The organism is Candidatus Accumulibacter contiguus (genome assembly GCF_036625285.1).
GTDB lineage: Bacteria > Pseudomonadota > Gammaproteobacteria > Burkholderiales > Rhodocyclaceae > Accumulibacter > Accumulibacter contiguus.
This window is the reverse complement of record NZ_JAZKUC010000001.1, coordinates 521,608-535,747: the sequence shown is the minus strand read 5'-3', so window position 1 is coordinate 535,747 and position 14,140 is coordinate 521,608. Positions and strand designations below refer to the sequence as shown.

The window sequence follows — 14,140 nt, the reverse complement described above, 5'->3', positions numbered from 1 at the left end:
CTGGAGAGGCCACTATACGAGAGGTTTCCCCCGCGCCAGCGGGGATAGGCCTCTGACTACCCAACTGCTGGCCACCATTACCTTGTTTCCCCCGCGCCAGCGGGGATAGGCCCTCTTGTTACCTGGAGAGTCACCTATACGAAAGGTTTCCCCCGCGCCAGCGGGGATAGGCCCCTGCGCGATCTAGGCGCAGAAGTAGTATTCGGGTTTCCCCCGCGCCAGCGGGGATAGGCCGTATCGACCGTGCTGGCCTGCGTCAAGGTCATTGTTTCCCCCGCGCCAGCGGGGATAGGCCCGCGCAGATCTTCACGCCAATAGCGCTGTTTTCGTTTCCCCCGCGCCAGCGGGGATAGGCCCAAATCGAGAGATCCCGACCTGTCCTTTGCCTCGTTTCCCCCGCGCCAGCGGGGATAGGCCCGCTGACTGTTTACCGGGAGGCGCATCAGCAAAGTTTCCCCCGCGCCAGCGGGGATAGGCCCGGAGAATGGCTATACCACACGACCGTGACAGCGTTTCCCCCGCGCCAGCGGGGATAGGCCCTTATTGGCACGCATGAGCAAAACTCCTAGTCAGTTTCCCCCGCGCCAGCGGGGATAGGCCTGTCTCCTCCCGCGGCTTGTCCGGACACGCGGTGTTTCCCCCGCGCCAGCGGGGATAGGCCCGGTGGGCGAGGCTATGGGTTGGACGCCAGAGCGTTTCCCCCGCGCCAGCGGGGGATAGGGACCAATCTGGACACTTTGTGGGCGAAAATGTCGATCCGTCAGCGGCTGTAATACAAGGCCGCAAACGCGGCAGCGGTGAAAGCGACGATGTCGAGGAGCGAGGTCATCACGATAGGAACCCGGCCATTGGGCGTCACCACATGGACCAGACGAACGGTGGTGGGCGCCCGCGGGCATTCGTAGTACAGCTCGACCACCCCGGACAGACGGGTGGCAAAACGGCCGGCAGCGGCTGCAGGCAGGGCTTTTCGACTGCGTGGGCGACGATCGGTGCCACACCCAGCAGTTCCAAATTCAGCCTATGTTATGAAGGATTCATTTGGCGTACTGGCAATTCCTATGCCGCCTCTACCCGTTTGCTGAAACAACGTGCAGTTGTATTGAGTCAGGCCTCCGGCCGGCGACGCCGAATCCATCCCAGGCTGCAAAGCAGACCCAGGCCGGCCAGCACCAGACTCGACGGCTCCGGAACGGCAGTCGGTTCGGCATAAAGGAAATCGTCCATCACGACGACATCGTCGGACGCGTTGCCGAGCGCACCGTTGGCGGTGATGGTGTTCAGCCCGGAGGTCAGCCGGACCCGGGCGATCTTCTCGCCGGCATCGGCAATAGCGCCCAAGAAGCTCAAACCCTGGTTGGCCCCCGCCAGGACGTTTCGCGAAAAAATCAGCGAATTGCTCGGATCGAAGAACTCCATTTTGGTCAGGCCGGCCACTTCGACATCGACAAAGATCGCAGCGAATGCGCTCGTCGTGGCAGCGATCGCCGTCCCCGGGACAAAGAACGTCACGTCGGTAATGTTGCTATTGACCGCTGTAAACAGCCGTTGCGCGCTGAAAGCCTGGAAATCGTTCGGGAACCCGAAGAGCACCGGAGCCCCGCCAGCGTTGGCGCTGACCAGGAAACCTGTCCCCGGCGTGCTGAACTCCGCTCCGCGGGGTGAGTTGGCATTGAAGAAGTTCCCGGGCAGGAGGTTGGGGTCGGCGAACGTGTCAGGTACGCCATCCCAGTTGATCTCGCGGCGGAGACCGCCGAAAGAACCATTTGCCACGGCGACGTTGCCGCCTCCGACAGCCGCGCGGAAGGCATCGCGTGTGGTGGTAATCGCAGTGGGATCGGCACCAACCGCCTCGTAAGTCATCAGCGCGGCGCCTGCTGACGGTGCCAATAGCAAGGCGGCGACCGCGCCAGCAGATTTGTAGATTGCGTTCATCATCACTCTCCTCTTGCTGGAAACAATTCGGCGGCAAGGTCGCTGGCTCGCGGAATGCGAACTGGAACCATAAGCAAGATCCCAGCCAGGAACACACAAATGCATTGAAACAGTCTGTTGCAGGACTGCTTGTGCATCGCTCACCGGTTGCTGTAAAGAAAACCGACAGGGTAACTCGGCGGCTTCGGGGTCCCCGGCAGCGGATGACTCGGTCGTGATGTTCTTCTCTCCCACAGGGTCGCCGGTCGCGCACGCGGTTGCAGGCGGGTAGAGTAGAGGACAGGCTTTCGCCTGCCCTCCCTCATCAAACCGTGCATGCGATTTTCCCGCACACGGCTTTCCGATGCTCTTCACGCCACGGCATGCGCCGAGTTCCAGCCCGCCTTCGTAGGAACTTTGTATAGCCCGTAGCGCCCGTAGAGATGAGCACTTGGAAACCGGCGGAAACCAGTTCCTCGGTCCTTCACCTGATGACGCTTCATCAAATGGGTTCGCAACCGGTCTTCCGCGTGGTATCTGACTTTGCTCATCGCCAGACTTGAGTTTCGATAGTGGAAGTAGTTTGCCCAGCCTCGCAGGCTGCGGTTGACGTTTCCCACGATATCTCTCAAGGGGATGGGGGTCAGTTTCCGGCCCGTGAGTTCCGTCAGCCTCGCCTTGATTTTCTTCAGCGATTTGTCTGCTGGCCGGACATTCGGGTACGGTTTTCCAGTCTTGGCCCCTCGACTCATCTGAATCGTGAAACCCAGGAAGTTGAAGCTTGCTTGGGTGGCGTCCACGATGTGGGTCTTCGTCTCGTTGAGGCTGAGGTCCAGACGGTCCAGGACATGACGCACCACTTTCAGCGGTTCCTCTACCTCTTTTCGGCACAGGATGACAAAGTCGTCCGCGTAACGCACGAGATGTGCGGATAGCTTGCCCTTCAGGTGCTGCCGTTGCCATATTCGGTCGAGAATATGCAGGTAGCAGTTGGCCAAGAGCGGGGAGATCACGCCGCCCTGCGGCGTGCCTTTGCGATTGGCTTTTCCACCACCTACGGTCTTCTTCACTCCGTTGTCGTCTTCGCCGATGACCGGGGCTTTGAGCCATTGCTTGATGAGGTGCAGAATCCCCCCATCGACAACACGCTCGGCCACCACGGCCAGTAGCTTGGCATGCGGAATGCTATCGAAGTACTTTGATAGATCGGCGTCTATGACTTGAGTGTAGCCGGCCCATAACGTGTGGGCGATGTCATCCACGGCATCGTGGGCCGACCTCCTGGGCCGGAATCCGTACGAGTGCTCACAGAAGTCGGCTTCAAAGATCGGTTCGATGATGAGTTTCACCGCCATTTGTGCGACCCGATCGCGGAGCGTCGGTATCCCAAGCGGGCGCTGACTGCCATCCGCTTTGGGAATCATGACGCGCCTTACCGGCTGGGCGCGGTAGGTCTTGTCTTTCAGATCACGGGCCAGGTCCCGCAGAAACGTCTCTACCCCGATTCCGCTCTCGATGGCCTCGAAGCTGATCCCATCCATACCGGGACTGCCTCGGTTCGACCGGACAAGCCGCCAGGCATGACTGAGGATGTCTTCCCGGTAGAGCTTGTCGTAAAGCGCGTAAAAGCGATAGGCTGGTTCTTGCTTGGCCTTGGCATACAGCTTCCTCTGTAGCGTCCTGATCGTGTCCGGGGTGGTTAGCGACATGGCAATCCCTCGATCCTCCGCTCTTCGGTTGCACGAACAAAGTAGGGGGTGCGAACGAAAGTGTTGGGCGAGTCCCGCTCTGATAATTGTCAGCGACGTGAGCAAACGTAAGGAAATTAGCGGAGAGTTGCGATAGAGTAGGGAACCCATCCACGGAGAGAAGCCATGCCTAAGATTTCCCACATCGAACCTTGCGATTCCAGAGACTTGGTGGCCCGTTTGGAGGCTAATCCAAAGATACTGGCGAAAGTGCTAGAGATGCTGGAGTTGGTGGAGAACGCCGAAGGGGATCTGCGTCGGGCCGATGAAGCCGAGCGCCGCGTGATAGAAATTCTCCGCGGGACGGGCCAGGAGATTCTGACGGGATGGGCCGAGCAGGTTGCTGAGGCGGTGACAGCCGAGGTGCGGGCCGCTGAGCCGGTCGTGGTACACGCGAAAAAAAAGTTCTCTGGTATACGACATACGGCTCGGTCATGGTGGAGGAGGAATGCTTTCTCCACAAAGAAACAAACCGGCTGCTTCGTCCTTTTTCAGAAGCTGCCGGTGTCCGTTGCCGGAGCCATTCTCTGCCACTGGAGCGCGCCGTGACGGACTTGGGCGCCGACCTTCCCTTTGGACAGGTTGCGGCAAAAATCAAGGAGCACTACGGTGTTGACTTGGCGGTCAGTGCGCCCCGGACGCTCACCGAACGGGTGGCCTGTGAATTAACGGAGGCAGATTGCCTGCCGGTGGCGGGCCCATCGAACACCGCGAAGAGGCTGATTGTGGAGACGGACGGCGGAATGGTGCCCCTTGTCGAGACCGTGGAGGGCGCTGCGGACGCCCGCAAGGGGAAGCGCACGCACTGGCGAGAAGCGAAGGTCTGTATCGCACAGCGGCAGGGCGAGGCCGTTCCCAAGGCCGGCGTGACGATGGAGGGTCCCCGGGAAGCGGGGGCCATCCTGAAGCGGCTGGTCGATGCGCTGGGATTTGGCCCCAAGACCCAGGTTCACTGTGTTGGCGACGGGGCGGCTTGGATAAGCAGCCAAATCGAGGAACTGTTCGGTACTCAGGGGACCTTCCTGGTCGACTTGTTCCACGTCTGCGAATATCTGACCCCAGCCAGCAAGGTCTGCGCGCCGGATTCTGCCCAGGATTGGGTGGCCTCCCAGAAGGCGCGATTCCTGCTGGGACAGGCCCGCGAGGTGGTTGCAGAGATGAAACTGCACCTCGAACCTGCATCGGTCGATGACCCGCAGGCTCCGGTGCGCGTCGCCTGGCGCTATTTCTCCAACCGACTCGACCAGTTGGACTACCCCCGCGCACTTGCGCTGAATCTGCCCGTCGGCTCTGGCGAGGTCGAGAGTTCTCATCGCTACCTCGTGCAGGCCCGCCTCAAGCGCCCAGGGGCTTGGTGGCGTGCGGACATGGCTCAAGCCATGATCAACCTGCGTGTCATGCGACATAACCAGCTGTGGGAAACCTATTGGGAAAAGCGCTGGGCGGAGCCTCTACGCAGAGCGGCTTAAAACCGAGACTCCCCGTCCAACACTTTCGTTCGCACCCCAAAGTAGGGTCCCTTCCCTCGTCCGGGGTTATGTTGTCCCACGAACTCAGACGGTACTATGAACCCCTCCGACTCCCGCCTGCAGCCGCTGCGCTTTCGTTGCCTTATACGCAGCAGTCGGTGGTCTCCCCACCTCCGCAGACGGGCCTCCAGCACTGGGCAGTAAGTCTTCAAGAACATGCCATCCCTGCTACCCCGGGAGTCGATTGACGCCACTTCCGTTATTCCAGCGCCCATCCAACGGCCTTCCCCTTCTGACCACAGGGTCGGCTCCTCCACATAATTTACGAGGCTACTCATAGGTTCACTTGCGTTACGGCCTGCTCTCTTGCTGTTGGAAACTCACGACCCCGTGTCGCCACGGCGCCGCTTCCTCATGCTACCGGGGCGTACGGACAACTCCCCAGACGGGACTTAAACCCGCTAGACTTGCTGCTGTTACTGCGAACGGTCAGGCCTTGTTTCTGAACCATTCACTTCGCGCGGGGATCTGAGCGATTGCGGGGTCTTGTTTCTGCACTACCTCCCTGAGCCTTCGGGCGAGACAGCGTCCAGCGCACGGCTGAGCGCGTCGGCAGGCGTGAGGATCAGCACATCGTGTACGGACCTGCGGTAGAGCAGGCCAAAATGCCTGCGGTCGCCAGTCACCAGAATGTCCACCCGGGCGGCGATTGCGGCGGCGAGGATGGGAACGTCCTTCTCCGGCAGTGCGCAATCCCTGGCCGCGCTGACCAGAGCCGGTGCGGGTTCGGGGCCGAGGACCAATCCTTCGAGAAGTGAGGCGAGTTCCGCCGCGTACTCAGGAAATTTGAGGTGGATGTTGCGGACGGCTTCTTCCACCGCGTAGGACGACGCGACGAGCGTGATGCCGCGCCCCGACACCAGGCGAAACAGCGCACGGGCGTTGCCCTGTCGGTTGTGGGCGGCGGAGAAGAGAACGTTGGCATCGAGGAAAAGCCGCAACTAGTTCTTCCCGATAGTGCGCGCGAGCCGAGCGGCGGTGGCGGGATCCATGCGGTCGGACTCGTCGAACTCGCGGATGCGCTCGTCGCTGTAGATTTCGACGGGATATACCGCCGCAGGACGCAGCACGATGGCGCCGTCACCGGTGGTGTCCACCAGCAGTGCGATATCGCCTTCGAGTCCGAGCTTTTTCAGTATCGATCGGGGAATCGATACCTGGCCCTTCTTGCCGAGCTTGATCAACTCCATGAGAACCGTCCTCTATCAATCCGGCACGCCGGAAATCGGGAAATCATACCGCACACCCGGGCGCGGGTCGACATGGTCAGCGCTGCTCGGGCGCGTGTGCTTTCCTCTGACAGCCCGCTGGGTCACCGACCGATTTGCCAACTGGCAGCGCTGGCTGCCCGAGGAGCGGGCGCTCCCCAAATCGCATGCGGCGAGTGCTTGCTCCCCCCAGATCGCCGCTTCCCTTGTTGTGCTAACGGTCATAACTTTTCCAGGCACCCCCGATCATGAAAGTCATGACCGTTTCCCTCCCTTGCAGGGCGCATTCCGGCTTGCACGCCGGAATCGTTCGATGGGCGCAGAGCATGCTCTGCGAATTCCCCATCTCACCCCCCGAGCCCTCCCACGGCCCGCGCTGCATCGCGGGCCGGCTGCGGCGGCGCGGAGCAGTGCTCCGCGAAACCCCGCCTTCGCCCCCGCGAGGGGGGAGGGGAGATTTGAGAGTCGCTCGCGACTTTCACATTAACGGTCATTGCAGTTGCGGCCACCCCGGATGATGAAAGAAGATTCGAGTTGGGAAGCGGTGGGAAGAGGTTGCGCAACATATTGGCGGTTTGACCCCGCAAGCTAACGTGCCCCGCTGAATTGACTCGTACTCCAGAACGAGTTATCGGGCTTGACGTTCATCAGGCGCAGATCACGGCATGCGCGATCCTTGAGGAAGCGGATGGCGAGACACGCATCGAGCAGCATCAATTGGGGGCCTTCAAAAAGGACCGGCGGGCGCTGGCGGCTTGGGCGGCGGCGCTGAATCCCGACGAAGTGGTCCTGGAAAGCACGGGCATCTACTCCGGGCGAAAGTGGTCAATGCCCGCCACGTCAGGCAGGTGCCTGGGTGCAAGAGCGATGTCGGCGACGCCCAGTGGCTCGCGACCCTGACGCGTGCCGGTCTGCTGCGTGGATCCTTCGTGCCGCCGGCCAAACTGCGTGAACTCCGGGTGATTTCACGCCAGCTCATCGTCATGACCGCTGGCGGTCAGGCCTTCGTTCGCCTTCCAGGTGGCTTCTTGCACATTAAGGCGTCGGTTCATGCAGAAAACGGCCGCTTTCCAGGAACGCGACGATCTGCGCCGCGCAGCGGCGCGAGGCGAGCATTTCCGAGTGCGCCAGCGGCAGCGCGATGAAGTCGGCGGCGCCGGGCAAGCGGGTTTCGTCGAGAGTCACCACGCCGTCGTTGGGACGCGGCAGATCGAGCACCACACGACCGAGGCCGATGCTGCGCGTGCCGGCCAGCACGCCGATCTCGACCGGCGACTGCGGCGCGATGGTCGCGAAGCGGGCGCGCGACAGGCTTTCCATGATCGATCGGCCCAGCAGCGCCGGCATTCCCGCCAGCGCCGCCAGGCGTCGCGCGCAGTGGCTGTCGAGGCAAGGCGTGCCGAGCAGCACCACCCGGCACAGGCGCGGGTCTGCCAGCTTGGCCAGCATTTCGAGGATGATCAGTCCGCCCAGGCTGTGGCCGACGAGATGGATCGCGGGCGCCTCGGTCGTCGCCAGGAAACGTTCCAGCGCCTGCGCATTGTCGGACAGCGTGGTGCGCACGCTGGGGTAGGCGAAACGCCGTACCGTATAGCCGCGTTGCTTGAGCCAATGCGCGTGCGGCAGAAAGACCGTCGCCGGCGTCCACAATCCGTGCACCAGGATGACCGCCTCGTCGGCATGCGACGGCGCCGAGGCGTCGAGGTCGGCGCAGGGATCCCCGGCAGCGGATGACTTGGTCGTGATGTTCTTCTCTCCCACAGGGTTTCCGGTCGCGAAAATCGGCCGGCGCCGTCTCTCTCGCGCCGCGCTGCCATCATCGCACGCCGCCGCTCCTCGTTCAAACCCGTCCGCCGCCGTTGGCGAGGGTCGCCGGTCGAAAGATGCCGCTGTTCCAGCGAGATCAGCGCATTGGCCTCTCTGAGCCAGTCGTCGATCTGAACCGTAGTCTGCCCCTCGACCTTGAAAATCAGAGCGCGGCACAACTCATTGCTGTCGCGGACCTAAGGCGATTTCCGGGAATTAATTCTACTTTGCCACATTTCTAAAATGGTTGAAATACAGGCTATTGAGCTACATATCTAATGCTCTACCACATAAGGAGTATGACGATGAAATCGCCAAATTTATTTATTTGGGATCGGGCGTGCGGTGGCCAGCTGCTGCGAGAATCTGACCAGCCATTTTCAGTCGTTCCGGGAGTGTTTCCGCAGTAAAACGCGAAGCACGGCCGAGCAAGCTGAACAGTACTTGCGGGGCCTTTTTCAAAGCCCTCGTGCGAACCTGGAACAGATGAGCGAGACGGTGGCGGAGACCGAGTATTACAGCCTCCACCACCTGTTGAGCGATGCTGCATGGGACTTTGAGAATGTGCGTCGGGAGACGGCGCGACAAGCGGACGAGTGGATCGGTGGGCCAGAGACGGGACTGTTGCTCGATGAGTCTGGGGTCCAAAAGAAGGGCGACCATTCAGCGGGCGTGGCCAGGCAGTACAACGGTCGCCTGGGTAAGGTCGAGAACTCGCAGGTTGGAGTGTATGCCGCCTTGGCACGAGGGTCGCAGGCGGCGATCATCGACTTCGAATTGTTCCTTCCAGAGCGTTGGGTTGAAGACGCCAAGCGTTGCCAGGAAGCGGGGATTCCGGAATCGGCACGGGTCTTTCGGACTAAGCCGCAGATGGCTGCCGAGATGGTCAAGCGGGCACGAGCCGCCGGGGTGCGCTTTGGCTTCATCGGTGCCGACGGCCTCTATGGCCACGCGACTTGGCTGCTGTTTGATTGGGACGATGCAGGTGAGGTATTCGCCACCGAGGTGCACAGCGACCAGCAGTTTTACTTTACCGATCCGGGAAAGGCGTGGGTACCGGCCTGGGAAGCCCGCGAATGGGCCGCGCGCCTGAAACGAAAGGAGTGGCACCCGGTGATCCTGCGCGACGGGGAGAAGGGTGAAGTGCGCGCGATGTTTGCCCATACCCGCGTGTGGATCAGTCATCCGAACAGCGCACAGGCCCGCCAATGGCATCTCCTGGCACGCCGCGATGGCAAGGAGGTGAAGTTCATGCTCTCCAACGCGGCGCCCGACACGCCACTTCGCGAGCTGGCACGCATGCAGGCACAGCGCCACTTCATCGAGCGCGCCTTCGAGAATGCGAAAGGTTGCTGTGGGATGGCCGACTACCAGGTACGCAAGTGGCGGGCTTGGTACAACCACATGGCGCTCGTCTGCGTTGCACTACTCTTTCTCGTCAAGGAGCGGCGGCAACACTCACCCTACGCCGAGTTACTGTCCTGTGCCGATGTCGTCGACATGCTCGTGGCGCAGCTCCCGGTGAAGATTCACGGTCGCGAAGACCTCGTGCGAATCATCGCCGAGCGTCATGCACGGCGACAAAGCGCCCGCGACAGCGCCTACCGAAGGCAGCCGCCAGCACCCAAAAATGCCATTAGAATCTGTTAATGTAGAATTAAGATTCCGAACAACTACCGCAGTGGCTTGTTTTGCTGGCCCTGAGAACAGCCCGCTGCCTGGGGCCGCCTGCTGCACGACGGGCAGAGCTTCCTCTTTGACCCGTCCGAATCGAGCAAAGGGAACCCCAATTTCGATCGCAGGAATACTCATCCTGGCAAAGGAGTACCATGTGCGCACGGTATATACAGGAGCGACGAATGCGGACACGGGTGTTCAAAAGCGGGAATTCGCAAGCGGTGCGCATTCCGGTGGAGCTGCAATTGCCACCGGGAGTGAAGGAGGTCGAGATCGAAGCGACGCCCGGAGGGGACTTGCTGATCCGGCCGGCGTTGCGCCGGCTCACCGGCCTGGCTGACAGCTTTTCGGCGATGGGCGCATTGGGATGGTTTCCGGATGGCCAACGTCCCGATGCGGGCGAGGAGCTTGAGCGCGATTGGGGAACATGGGGCGCCGCCAAAGCCGGAAATGGCGAGCCGGGATGAAAGCGGTGCGTTACCTGCTCGACACGAGCATCTGCATCCATGCCATGCAGGGGAATCCGGCGCTTGCCAGGCATTTGAGCGAGTGCTATTTCGGCGACTTGCTGCTCTCGGCGATCAGCCTGGCGGAACTCGAATTCGGCGTCATCGTGGCAGGCGGCGACGGCGCAGCGCGTCGTGCGGCCCTCGACGCGGTGCTCAACGACCTCGTGGTGCTGCCCTTCGATGCCGCCGCCGCGCGCGCTTACGCCGCCGTTCGCCTGGCCGACCCGCAACGCACGCGCAATGCGCTGGACAAGCTGATCGGCGCACACGCACTGGCCGTGCAGGCGACGCTGATTACGGCCAACCCGGCGGATTTTTCGCGCATCCCGGGGTTGCAGGTCGAGAACTGGGCAAGCTGAGCGCCGGGCAAGCCCGATGGGTGGGTCAAAGGAGCGTTGGCGGTCGCCATCACTGGCCGCCGCTGCTTCGGCCAGGACTGGATACGTCGCTGACGATCGACTCTTGATCCTTCGCAGCTGGAGGCCTGCCTTGACATGCTACGGGAAACCCGTAGAGTTCAAGACATGCGCACGGTGATCGAAACCCCGACATTCCAGAGACAGGCCGCGAAGCTGTGGTCAGAAGACGAGCGACTGGACTTCATCGACTGGATTGCCGCGAATCCGCTCGCCGGGGACGTGATCCCTGGTGCGGATGGCGCGCGCAAGGTTCGCTGGAGCCGTGCCGGATCTGGCAAGTCTGGCGGGGTGCGGGTGATCTACTTCAATCTGAGTGCGCGGGAAGTCGTGCTGCTGGTGGCGGCGTATGGCAAGGCGGAACGTAGCAACATGCTGCCCGCCGAAATCGACAAGGTGGTGTGAGATGGAGAGTACGGGAATGGACGTTGACAAGGTGGCGACGGCTATCGAGGCCGATGCCGGTGAAGCGCTGCCGGACCTGTGGCAGGCGCTTGCCGAGGCGAGGGACGGGATGGGGCGGGTTACGACGCGCGAACAAATTCTGGTCCGCCAGGCGCGGAAGCAGTCCGGCCTGTCGCAAGCGGCATTCGCCGAGCGCATCGGAACCCCGGTGGCGACGCTGCGCGACTGGGAACAAGGACGCTTTGCGCCGCCGGGCGCGGTGTTGTGCCTGTTGCGCCTGATCGTCAAACATCCTGAGTTGTCGCAGGAGTTGAGCGAAGCGTGAGCTTCGCCGCAGGCCGTCTTACTCATGTGCCGCCGGGCGCGATGCTCGTGCGGCCAACCATTTTTTGAACGAGCTCTGACTCTCGCCGGAGGCTCGTCCCGCCAACAGGCCTTCGACGCTGATATCTTCCCCGACCTACTTCCTCTCGCACAGCAGCGGCGACGACGGCATCGTCCGCCAGTTGCGCAGGGCGCTGGCCGAGCTCGACACGTCGCTGACGATCGACTCGCGCACGTTTCACGGCGGCGACCCGCTCGAATCGATGATCCGCGCCGCGATCGACCGCTCGTCGGGCGTGCTGGTGCTCGTCTCGCCAGCTGGTCGAACTGATCAAAGCCATGGAGCGGCGCTTCCCAGGGCAACGCGAGCACTCGCTGCTCGCCAGCGTCGAAACTGTCGCTGCGCCGGCTGCCGCCGGCGCTACGCGAACGCGCGTTGGTGCTCGGCGTCTTCCATGGCGCGGTCGACCTCAGCGTGTTGCGGGACATGACCGGCTGGCAGCCGGCCGAGGTGCAGGCCTTTGGCGAAGCGCTGGTCGCCAGCGGGCTGGCCACCGCCGAAGCGTACAATCATCTCAGCCTGAACCTGGCGCTATGCCTGTATCTCGCCGCGCAACTGGAACCGGCGGCGCGCGCGGCGCTCGCGGAGCGCTGGACCACGGCGATGGGCAGTATGCCGGGTTCCTGGTCCGCGAGCAGCACCGGAAAAGCGAAATGGCTGCCGCGCTGACGCGGATGGAGCTGCCGAACTTGATGGTGCTGCTCGAAGCGGGCCAACTGCCTTACCAACCTCGGATGCTTTGACGAAGCGGCGCAGGCTTATGAACAGGCGATTTCCCTCGCCGAACAACGGCACGCCAAACGTGACGTCGCTGTCAACAAGAGCCAATTAGGCACCGTTCGGCTGCGGCAACGCCGCTTCCCGGAAGCGCTCGCCGCGTGGAGCGAGGCGCGCGAGCGCTTCACGGCACTCGGCGAAGCGGGGTCGGTAGCCAACTCCTGGCATGAAATCGGGATCGTCCACCAGGAAGCCAGCAATGGTGAGGCCGCCGAAGACGCGTACCGCCAGTCACTGGCGATCAGCGTACAGCAGCACGATGACAATGGCGTCGCCTTGCAGGCGAAGACCTTGAATCAGTTGGGCGTTCTCTACACCAAAGTCCTTGGCCTTCACGAAGACGGCGTCACCCACTTCCGGCAGGCGGCTGAGCGTTTTGTCGCGCTACGCGATGTGGCTGGCGAAGGCGCCACACGCAATAATCTCGCCGAGACGCTACGCCGCCTCGGCCGCCGTAAGGAAGCGCGTTACGAGATCGAACGCGCGATCGAGTGCAAGCGCGGCCTCGGCCACGCCGTCGAGCCGTGGACAAGCTGGGCCATTCTTGCCAACATCGAGAACGACGACAGGCGCGCCAGCGAGGCACGCCAAGCACACCTTCAGGCACGCGACGCGTACCTCGCCTACCGCCGCGACGGAGGCGAAATGGCTGCCGCGCTGACGCGGATGGAGCTGCCGACCTTCAGGCACGCGACGCGTACCTCGCTTACCGCCGCGACGGAGGCGAGAGAGACACCCACGGTGGAAAGTGGGCTGCCGAAATTGCTCATTTGCTGCTCGCTGTTAAAACCACTACCGCCAACGCGCGGCTCGCGCAACTCGCCGGCCTGCCCGACCCACCCGCCTGGCTGCCGCCCTTCGTCACCGCGCTGCAAGCCGTCGTCGCCGGCGAGCGCAGCGCGTCGCTCGCCGACGCGCCGGGACTCGACTACAGCCTTTCCGCCGAAATCCTGCTGCTGCTCGACCGCCTGGCCGCCGCCGGGCGCTGAGCCCGTGCCGGGGCCAGCGCCCGCCCGGACCGTCGACCGACCGGTCTTTTCTCGTTCGCTCGGTCGACCCCGATCCATGTTAGGCTCTGCGGCTCTTCCTCTCTCTCGCCGGCGCGCAACGCGGCTTCCGTCCGGAGAGAGGCCGCCCGCAGGTTCTGATAGAGACTCGACGACATGTTCCGATCCGTCCTGGTCCTTGTGCATTTCTTTGGCGTCATCGCCTGGGTGGGCGGAATGTTTTTCGCCTACTTCTGTCTTCGTCCCGCCGCCGCCCAGGTTCTTGACCCACCACAACGTTTGCCCCTCTGGGTCGCCACGCTCAAGCGCTTTTTCCGGGTCGCCGCCTATGCCGTGACCCTGGTCCTGGTCAGCGGCTTCACGATGCTTGCCCAAACCGGCTTCCAGTCGGCACCGCTTGGCTGGCACCTCATGGCCGGTCTTGGTCTGACCATGGCCGGTGTTTTCGCCTTCGCCTACGGCATCGTTTATCCCGGATTGCGATTGCATTGCGACGCGGCCGCCTGGCCAATGGCGGCGGCAACCCTGAATTCCATACGCCAGTTGGTGGGCGTCAATCTGCTGCTCGCGCTGTGCACGGTGGCCATCGCCGTCTTTTCTCGATCCTAGGCACACGGTGCGCCACACGCCGCCCTTGATCGGCGCCAGAACCGGCACCGGGAATTCCTGGAGCGCGCGCATCGGCACGCGCCAGGAATCTGCCTTGCCGCCTGCTGATGTGGATCAAATCTCCAGAAGACGCGAGCTTCGTCGCCGCCC

The 14,140-nt window shown here is 62.6% G+C and carries 18 protein-coding genes, 3 pseudogenes and 1 CRISPR repeat array (1 of these 22 cut by a window edge); of the genes and pseudogenes, 14 read left to right on the top strand and 7 right to left on the bottom strand.

Annotation, left to right across the window (positions count from 1 at the left end):
• Positions 1 to 661: a CRISPR direct-repeat array (repeat unit 28 nt; unit sequence GTTTCCCCCGCGCCAGCGGGGATAGGCC) (it extends 404 nt beyond the left edge of the window).
• 99 nt (positions 662 to 760) lie between these two features.
• From V5B59_RS02580 to ltrA, 3 genes are all read right to left on the bottom strand, one after another.
• Positions 761 to 919 (bottom strand): hypothetical protein, encoded by a 159-nt coding sequence (locus V5B59_RS02580; protein ID WP_332351547.1) that lies wholly within the window; start codon positions 917 to 919, stop codon positions 761 to 763.
• A 188-nt stretch (positions 920 to 1,107) separates the two neighbouring features.
• On the bottom strand, positions 1,108 to 1,935 hold the full coding sequence (locus V5B59_RS02575) for a PEP-CTERM sorting domain-containing protein (protein ID WP_332351546.1): 828 nt from the start codon (positions 1,933 to 1,935) through the stop codon (positions 1,108 to 1,110).
• 350 nt (positions 1,936 to 2,285) lie between these two features.
• A complete protein-coding gene (ltrA, locus tag V5B59_RS02570; RefSeq protein ID WP_332351545.1) occupies positions 2,286 to 3,623 on the bottom strand; it encodes a group II intron reverse transcriptase/maturase in 1,338 nt (445 codons plus the stop codon).
• 165 nt (positions 3,624 to 3,788) lie between these two features.
• On the opposite strand from ltrA, the gene V5B59_RS02565 reads away from it, so the two are divergent.
• Together V5B59_RS02565 and V5B59_RS02560 are read left to right on the top strand one after the other, a co-directional pair.
• Positions 3,789 to 4,211: a hypothetical protein gene (locus V5B59_RS02565; protein WP_034931510.1), complete on the top strand. Its 423-nt coding sequence runs from the start codon at positions 3,789 to 3,791 to the stop codon at positions 4,209 to 4,211.
• Positions 4,208 to 5,131: a hypothetical protein gene (locus V5B59_RS02560; protein ID WP_332351391.1), complete on the top strand. Its 924-nt coding sequence runs from the start codon at positions 4,208 to 4,210 to the stop codon at positions 5,129 to 5,131. The genes V5B59_RS02565 and V5B59_RS02560 overlap by 4 nt, the downstream gene beginning before the upstream one ends.
• A 557-nt stretch (positions 5,132 to 5,688) precedes the next feature.
• On the opposite strand, the gene V5B59_RS02555 is transcribed toward V5B59_RS02560, so the two are convergent.
• Both V5B59_RS02555 and V5B59_RS02550 read right to left on the bottom strand, forming a co-directional pair.
• Complete coding sequence (locus V5B59_RS02555) at positions 5,689 to 6,132, bottom strand: PIN domain-containing protein (protein ID WP_332351544.1); 444 nt, start codon at positions 6,130 to 6,132, stop codon at positions 5,689 to 5,691.
• Positions 6,133 to 6,381 (bottom strand): AbrB/MazE/SpoVT family DNA-binding domain-containing protein, encoded by a 249-nt coding sequence (locus V5B59_RS02550; protein WP_332351543.1) that lies wholly within the window; start codon positions 6,379 to 6,381, stop codon positions 6,133 to 6,135.
• A 624-nt stretch (positions 6,382 to 7,005) separates the two neighbouring features.
• On the opposite strand from V5B59_RS02550, the pseudogene V5B59_RS02545 reads away from it, so the two are divergent.
• Positions 7,006 to 7,373 (top strand): annotated as a pseudogene (locus V5B59_RS02545) (IS110 family transposase); the annotation flags it as partial.
• Between the two features lie 61 nt (positions 7,374 to 7,434).
• Here the strand turns inward: V5B59_RS02545 and V5B59_RS02540 are convergent.
• Positions 7,435 to 8,160, bottom strand: coding sequence for an esterase/lipase family protein (locus V5B59_RS02540; RefSeq protein ID WP_332351542.1), 726 nt, complete (start codon positions 8,158 to 8,160; stop codon positions 7,435 to 7,437).
• 390 nt (positions 8,161 to 8,550) lie between these two features.
• Here V5B59_RS02540 and V5B59_RS02535 point away from each other — a divergent pair, with 390 nt between their 5' ends.
• From V5B59_RS02535 to V5B59_RS26075, 8 genes and pseudogenes are all read left to right on the top strand, one after another.
• Entirely contained in the window at positions 8,551 to 9,855 is a 1,305-nt protein-coding gene (locus V5B59_RS02535; RefSeq protein ID WP_246149239.1) for an IS701 family transposase, read from the top strand.
• A gap of 209 nt (positions 9,856 to 10,064) precedes the next feature.
• Positions 10,065 to 10,349, top strand: coding sequence for an AbrB/MazE/SpoVT family DNA-binding domain-containing protein (locus V5B59_RS02530; protein WP_169070119.1), 285 nt, complete (start codon positions 10,065 to 10,067; stop codon positions 10,347 to 10,349).
• Positions 10,346 to 10,750, top strand: a complete 405-nt coding sequence (locus V5B59_RS02525; protein ID WP_169070118.1) for a type II toxin-antitoxin system VapC family toxin — start codon at positions 10,346 to 10,348, stop codon at positions 10,748 to 10,750. Before V5B59_RS02530 ends, V5B59_RS02525 begins: the two co-directional genes overlap by 4 nt.
• Positions 10,751 to 10,915: 165 nt before the next feature.
• Positions 10,916 to 11,212, top strand: a complete 297-nt coding sequence (locus V5B59_RS02520; RefSeq protein ID WP_169070117.1) for a DNA-binding protein — start codon at positions 10,916 to 10,918, stop codon at positions 11,210 to 11,212.
• A 16-nt stretch (positions 11,213 to 11,228) separates the two neighbouring features.
• Positions 11,229 to 11,537 carry a helix-turn-helix domain-containing protein gene (locus V5B59_RS02515; protein ID WP_169070116.1) on the top strand — a complete coding sequence of 103 codons (309 nt, stop codon included), beginning with the start codon at positions 11,229 to 11,231 and terminating at the stop codon, positions 11,535 to 11,537.
• A 118-nt stretch (positions 11,538 to 11,655) separates the two neighbouring features.
• Complete coding sequence (locus V5B59_RS26080) at positions 11,656 to 12,027, top strand: toll/interleukin-1 receptor domain-containing protein (RefSeq protein ID WP_372703584.1); 372 nt, start codon at positions 11,656 to 11,658, stop codon at positions 12,025 to 12,027.
• The gene (locus V5B59_RS02510; RefSeq protein ID WP_169070115.1) at positions 11,973 to 12,266 is read left to right on the top strand and encodes a hypothetical protein; all 294 of its coding nucleotides are present in this window, start codon (positions 11,973 to 11,975) and stop codon (positions 12,264 to 12,266) included. The genes V5B59_RS26080 and V5B59_RS02510 overlap by 55 nt, the downstream gene beginning before the upstream one ends.
• A gap of 102 nt (positions 12,267 to 12,368) precedes the next feature.
• Positions 12,369 to 12,557: pseudogene (locus tag V5B59_RS26075) on the top strand (hypothetical protein); the annotation flags it as partial.
• A 48-nt stretch (positions 12,558 to 12,605) separates the two neighbouring features.
• On the opposite strand, the gene V5B59_RS02500 reads toward V5B59_RS26075, so the two are convergent.
• Complete coding sequence (locus tag V5B59_RS02500) at positions 12,606 to 12,728, bottom strand: hypothetical protein (RefSeq protein WP_256435966.1); 123 nt, start codon at positions 12,726 to 12,728, stop codon at positions 12,606 to 12,608.
• Here V5B59_RS02500 and V5B59_RS26070 point away from each other — a divergent pair.
• The 3 genes and pseudogenes from V5B59_RS26070 to V5B59_RS02490 form a co-directional block, all read left to right on the top strand.
• Positions 12,675 to 12,860, top strand: a pseudogene (locus tag V5B59_RS26070) (tetratricopeptide repeat protein); the annotation flags it as partial. The gene V5B59_RS02500 and the pseudogene V5B59_RS26070 overlap by 54 nt on opposite strands.
• Before the next feature lie 284 nt (positions 12,861 to 13,144).
• On the top strand, positions 13,145 to 13,363 hold the full coding sequence (locus V5B59_RS02495; RefSeq protein WP_169070099.1) for a hypothetical protein: 219 nt from the start codon (positions 13,145 to 13,147) through the stop codon (positions 13,361 to 13,363).
• Between the two features lie 174 nt (positions 13,364 to 13,537).
• Entirely contained in the window at positions 13,538 to 13,990 is a 453-nt protein-coding gene (locus V5B59_RS02490; RefSeq protein WP_169070114.1) for a CopD family protein, read from the top strand.
• Positions 13,991 to 14,140 lie beyond the last annotated feature (150 nt).

Excerpts from the sequence above, each read along its gene's own strand:
- V5B59_RS02575 (WP_332351546.1), bottom strand. The coding sequence starts at position 1,935 with ATGAACGCAATCTACAAATCTGCTGGCGCGGTCGCCGCCTTGCTATTG.
- ltrA (WP_332351545.1), bottom strand. The coding sequence starts at position 3,623 with ATGTCGCTAACCACCCCGGACACGATCAGGACGCTACAGAGGAAGCTG.
- V5B59_RS02565 (WP_034931510.1), top strand. The coding sequence starts at position 3,789 with ATGCCTAAGATTTCCCACATCGAACCTTGCGATTCCAGAGACTTGGTG.
- V5B59_RS02550 (WP_332351543.1), bottom strand. The coding sequence starts at position 6,381 with ATGGAGTTGATCAAGCTCGGCAAGAAGGGCCAGGTATCGATTCCCCGA.
- V5B59_RS02530 (WP_169070119.1), top strand. The coding sequence starts at position 10,065 with ATGCGGACACGGGTGTTCAAAAGCGGGAATTCGCAAGCGGTGCGCATT.
- V5B59_RS02525 (WP_169070118.1), top strand. The coding sequence starts at position 10,346 with ATGAAAGCGGTGCGTTACCTGCTCGACACGAGCATCTGCATCCATGCC.
- V5B59_RS02520 (WP_169070117.1), top strand. The coding sequence starts at position 10,916 with ATGCGCACGGTGATCGAAACCCCGACATTCCAGAGACAGGCCGCGAAG.
- V5B59_RS02515 (WP_169070116.1), top strand. The coding sequence starts at position 11,229 with ATGGACGTTGACAAGGTGGCGACGGCTATCGAGGCCGATGCCGGTGAA.
- V5B59_RS02490 (WP_169070114.1), top strand. The coding sequence starts at position 13,538 with ATGTTCCGATCCGTCCTGGTCCTTGTGCATTTCTTTGGCGTCATCGCC.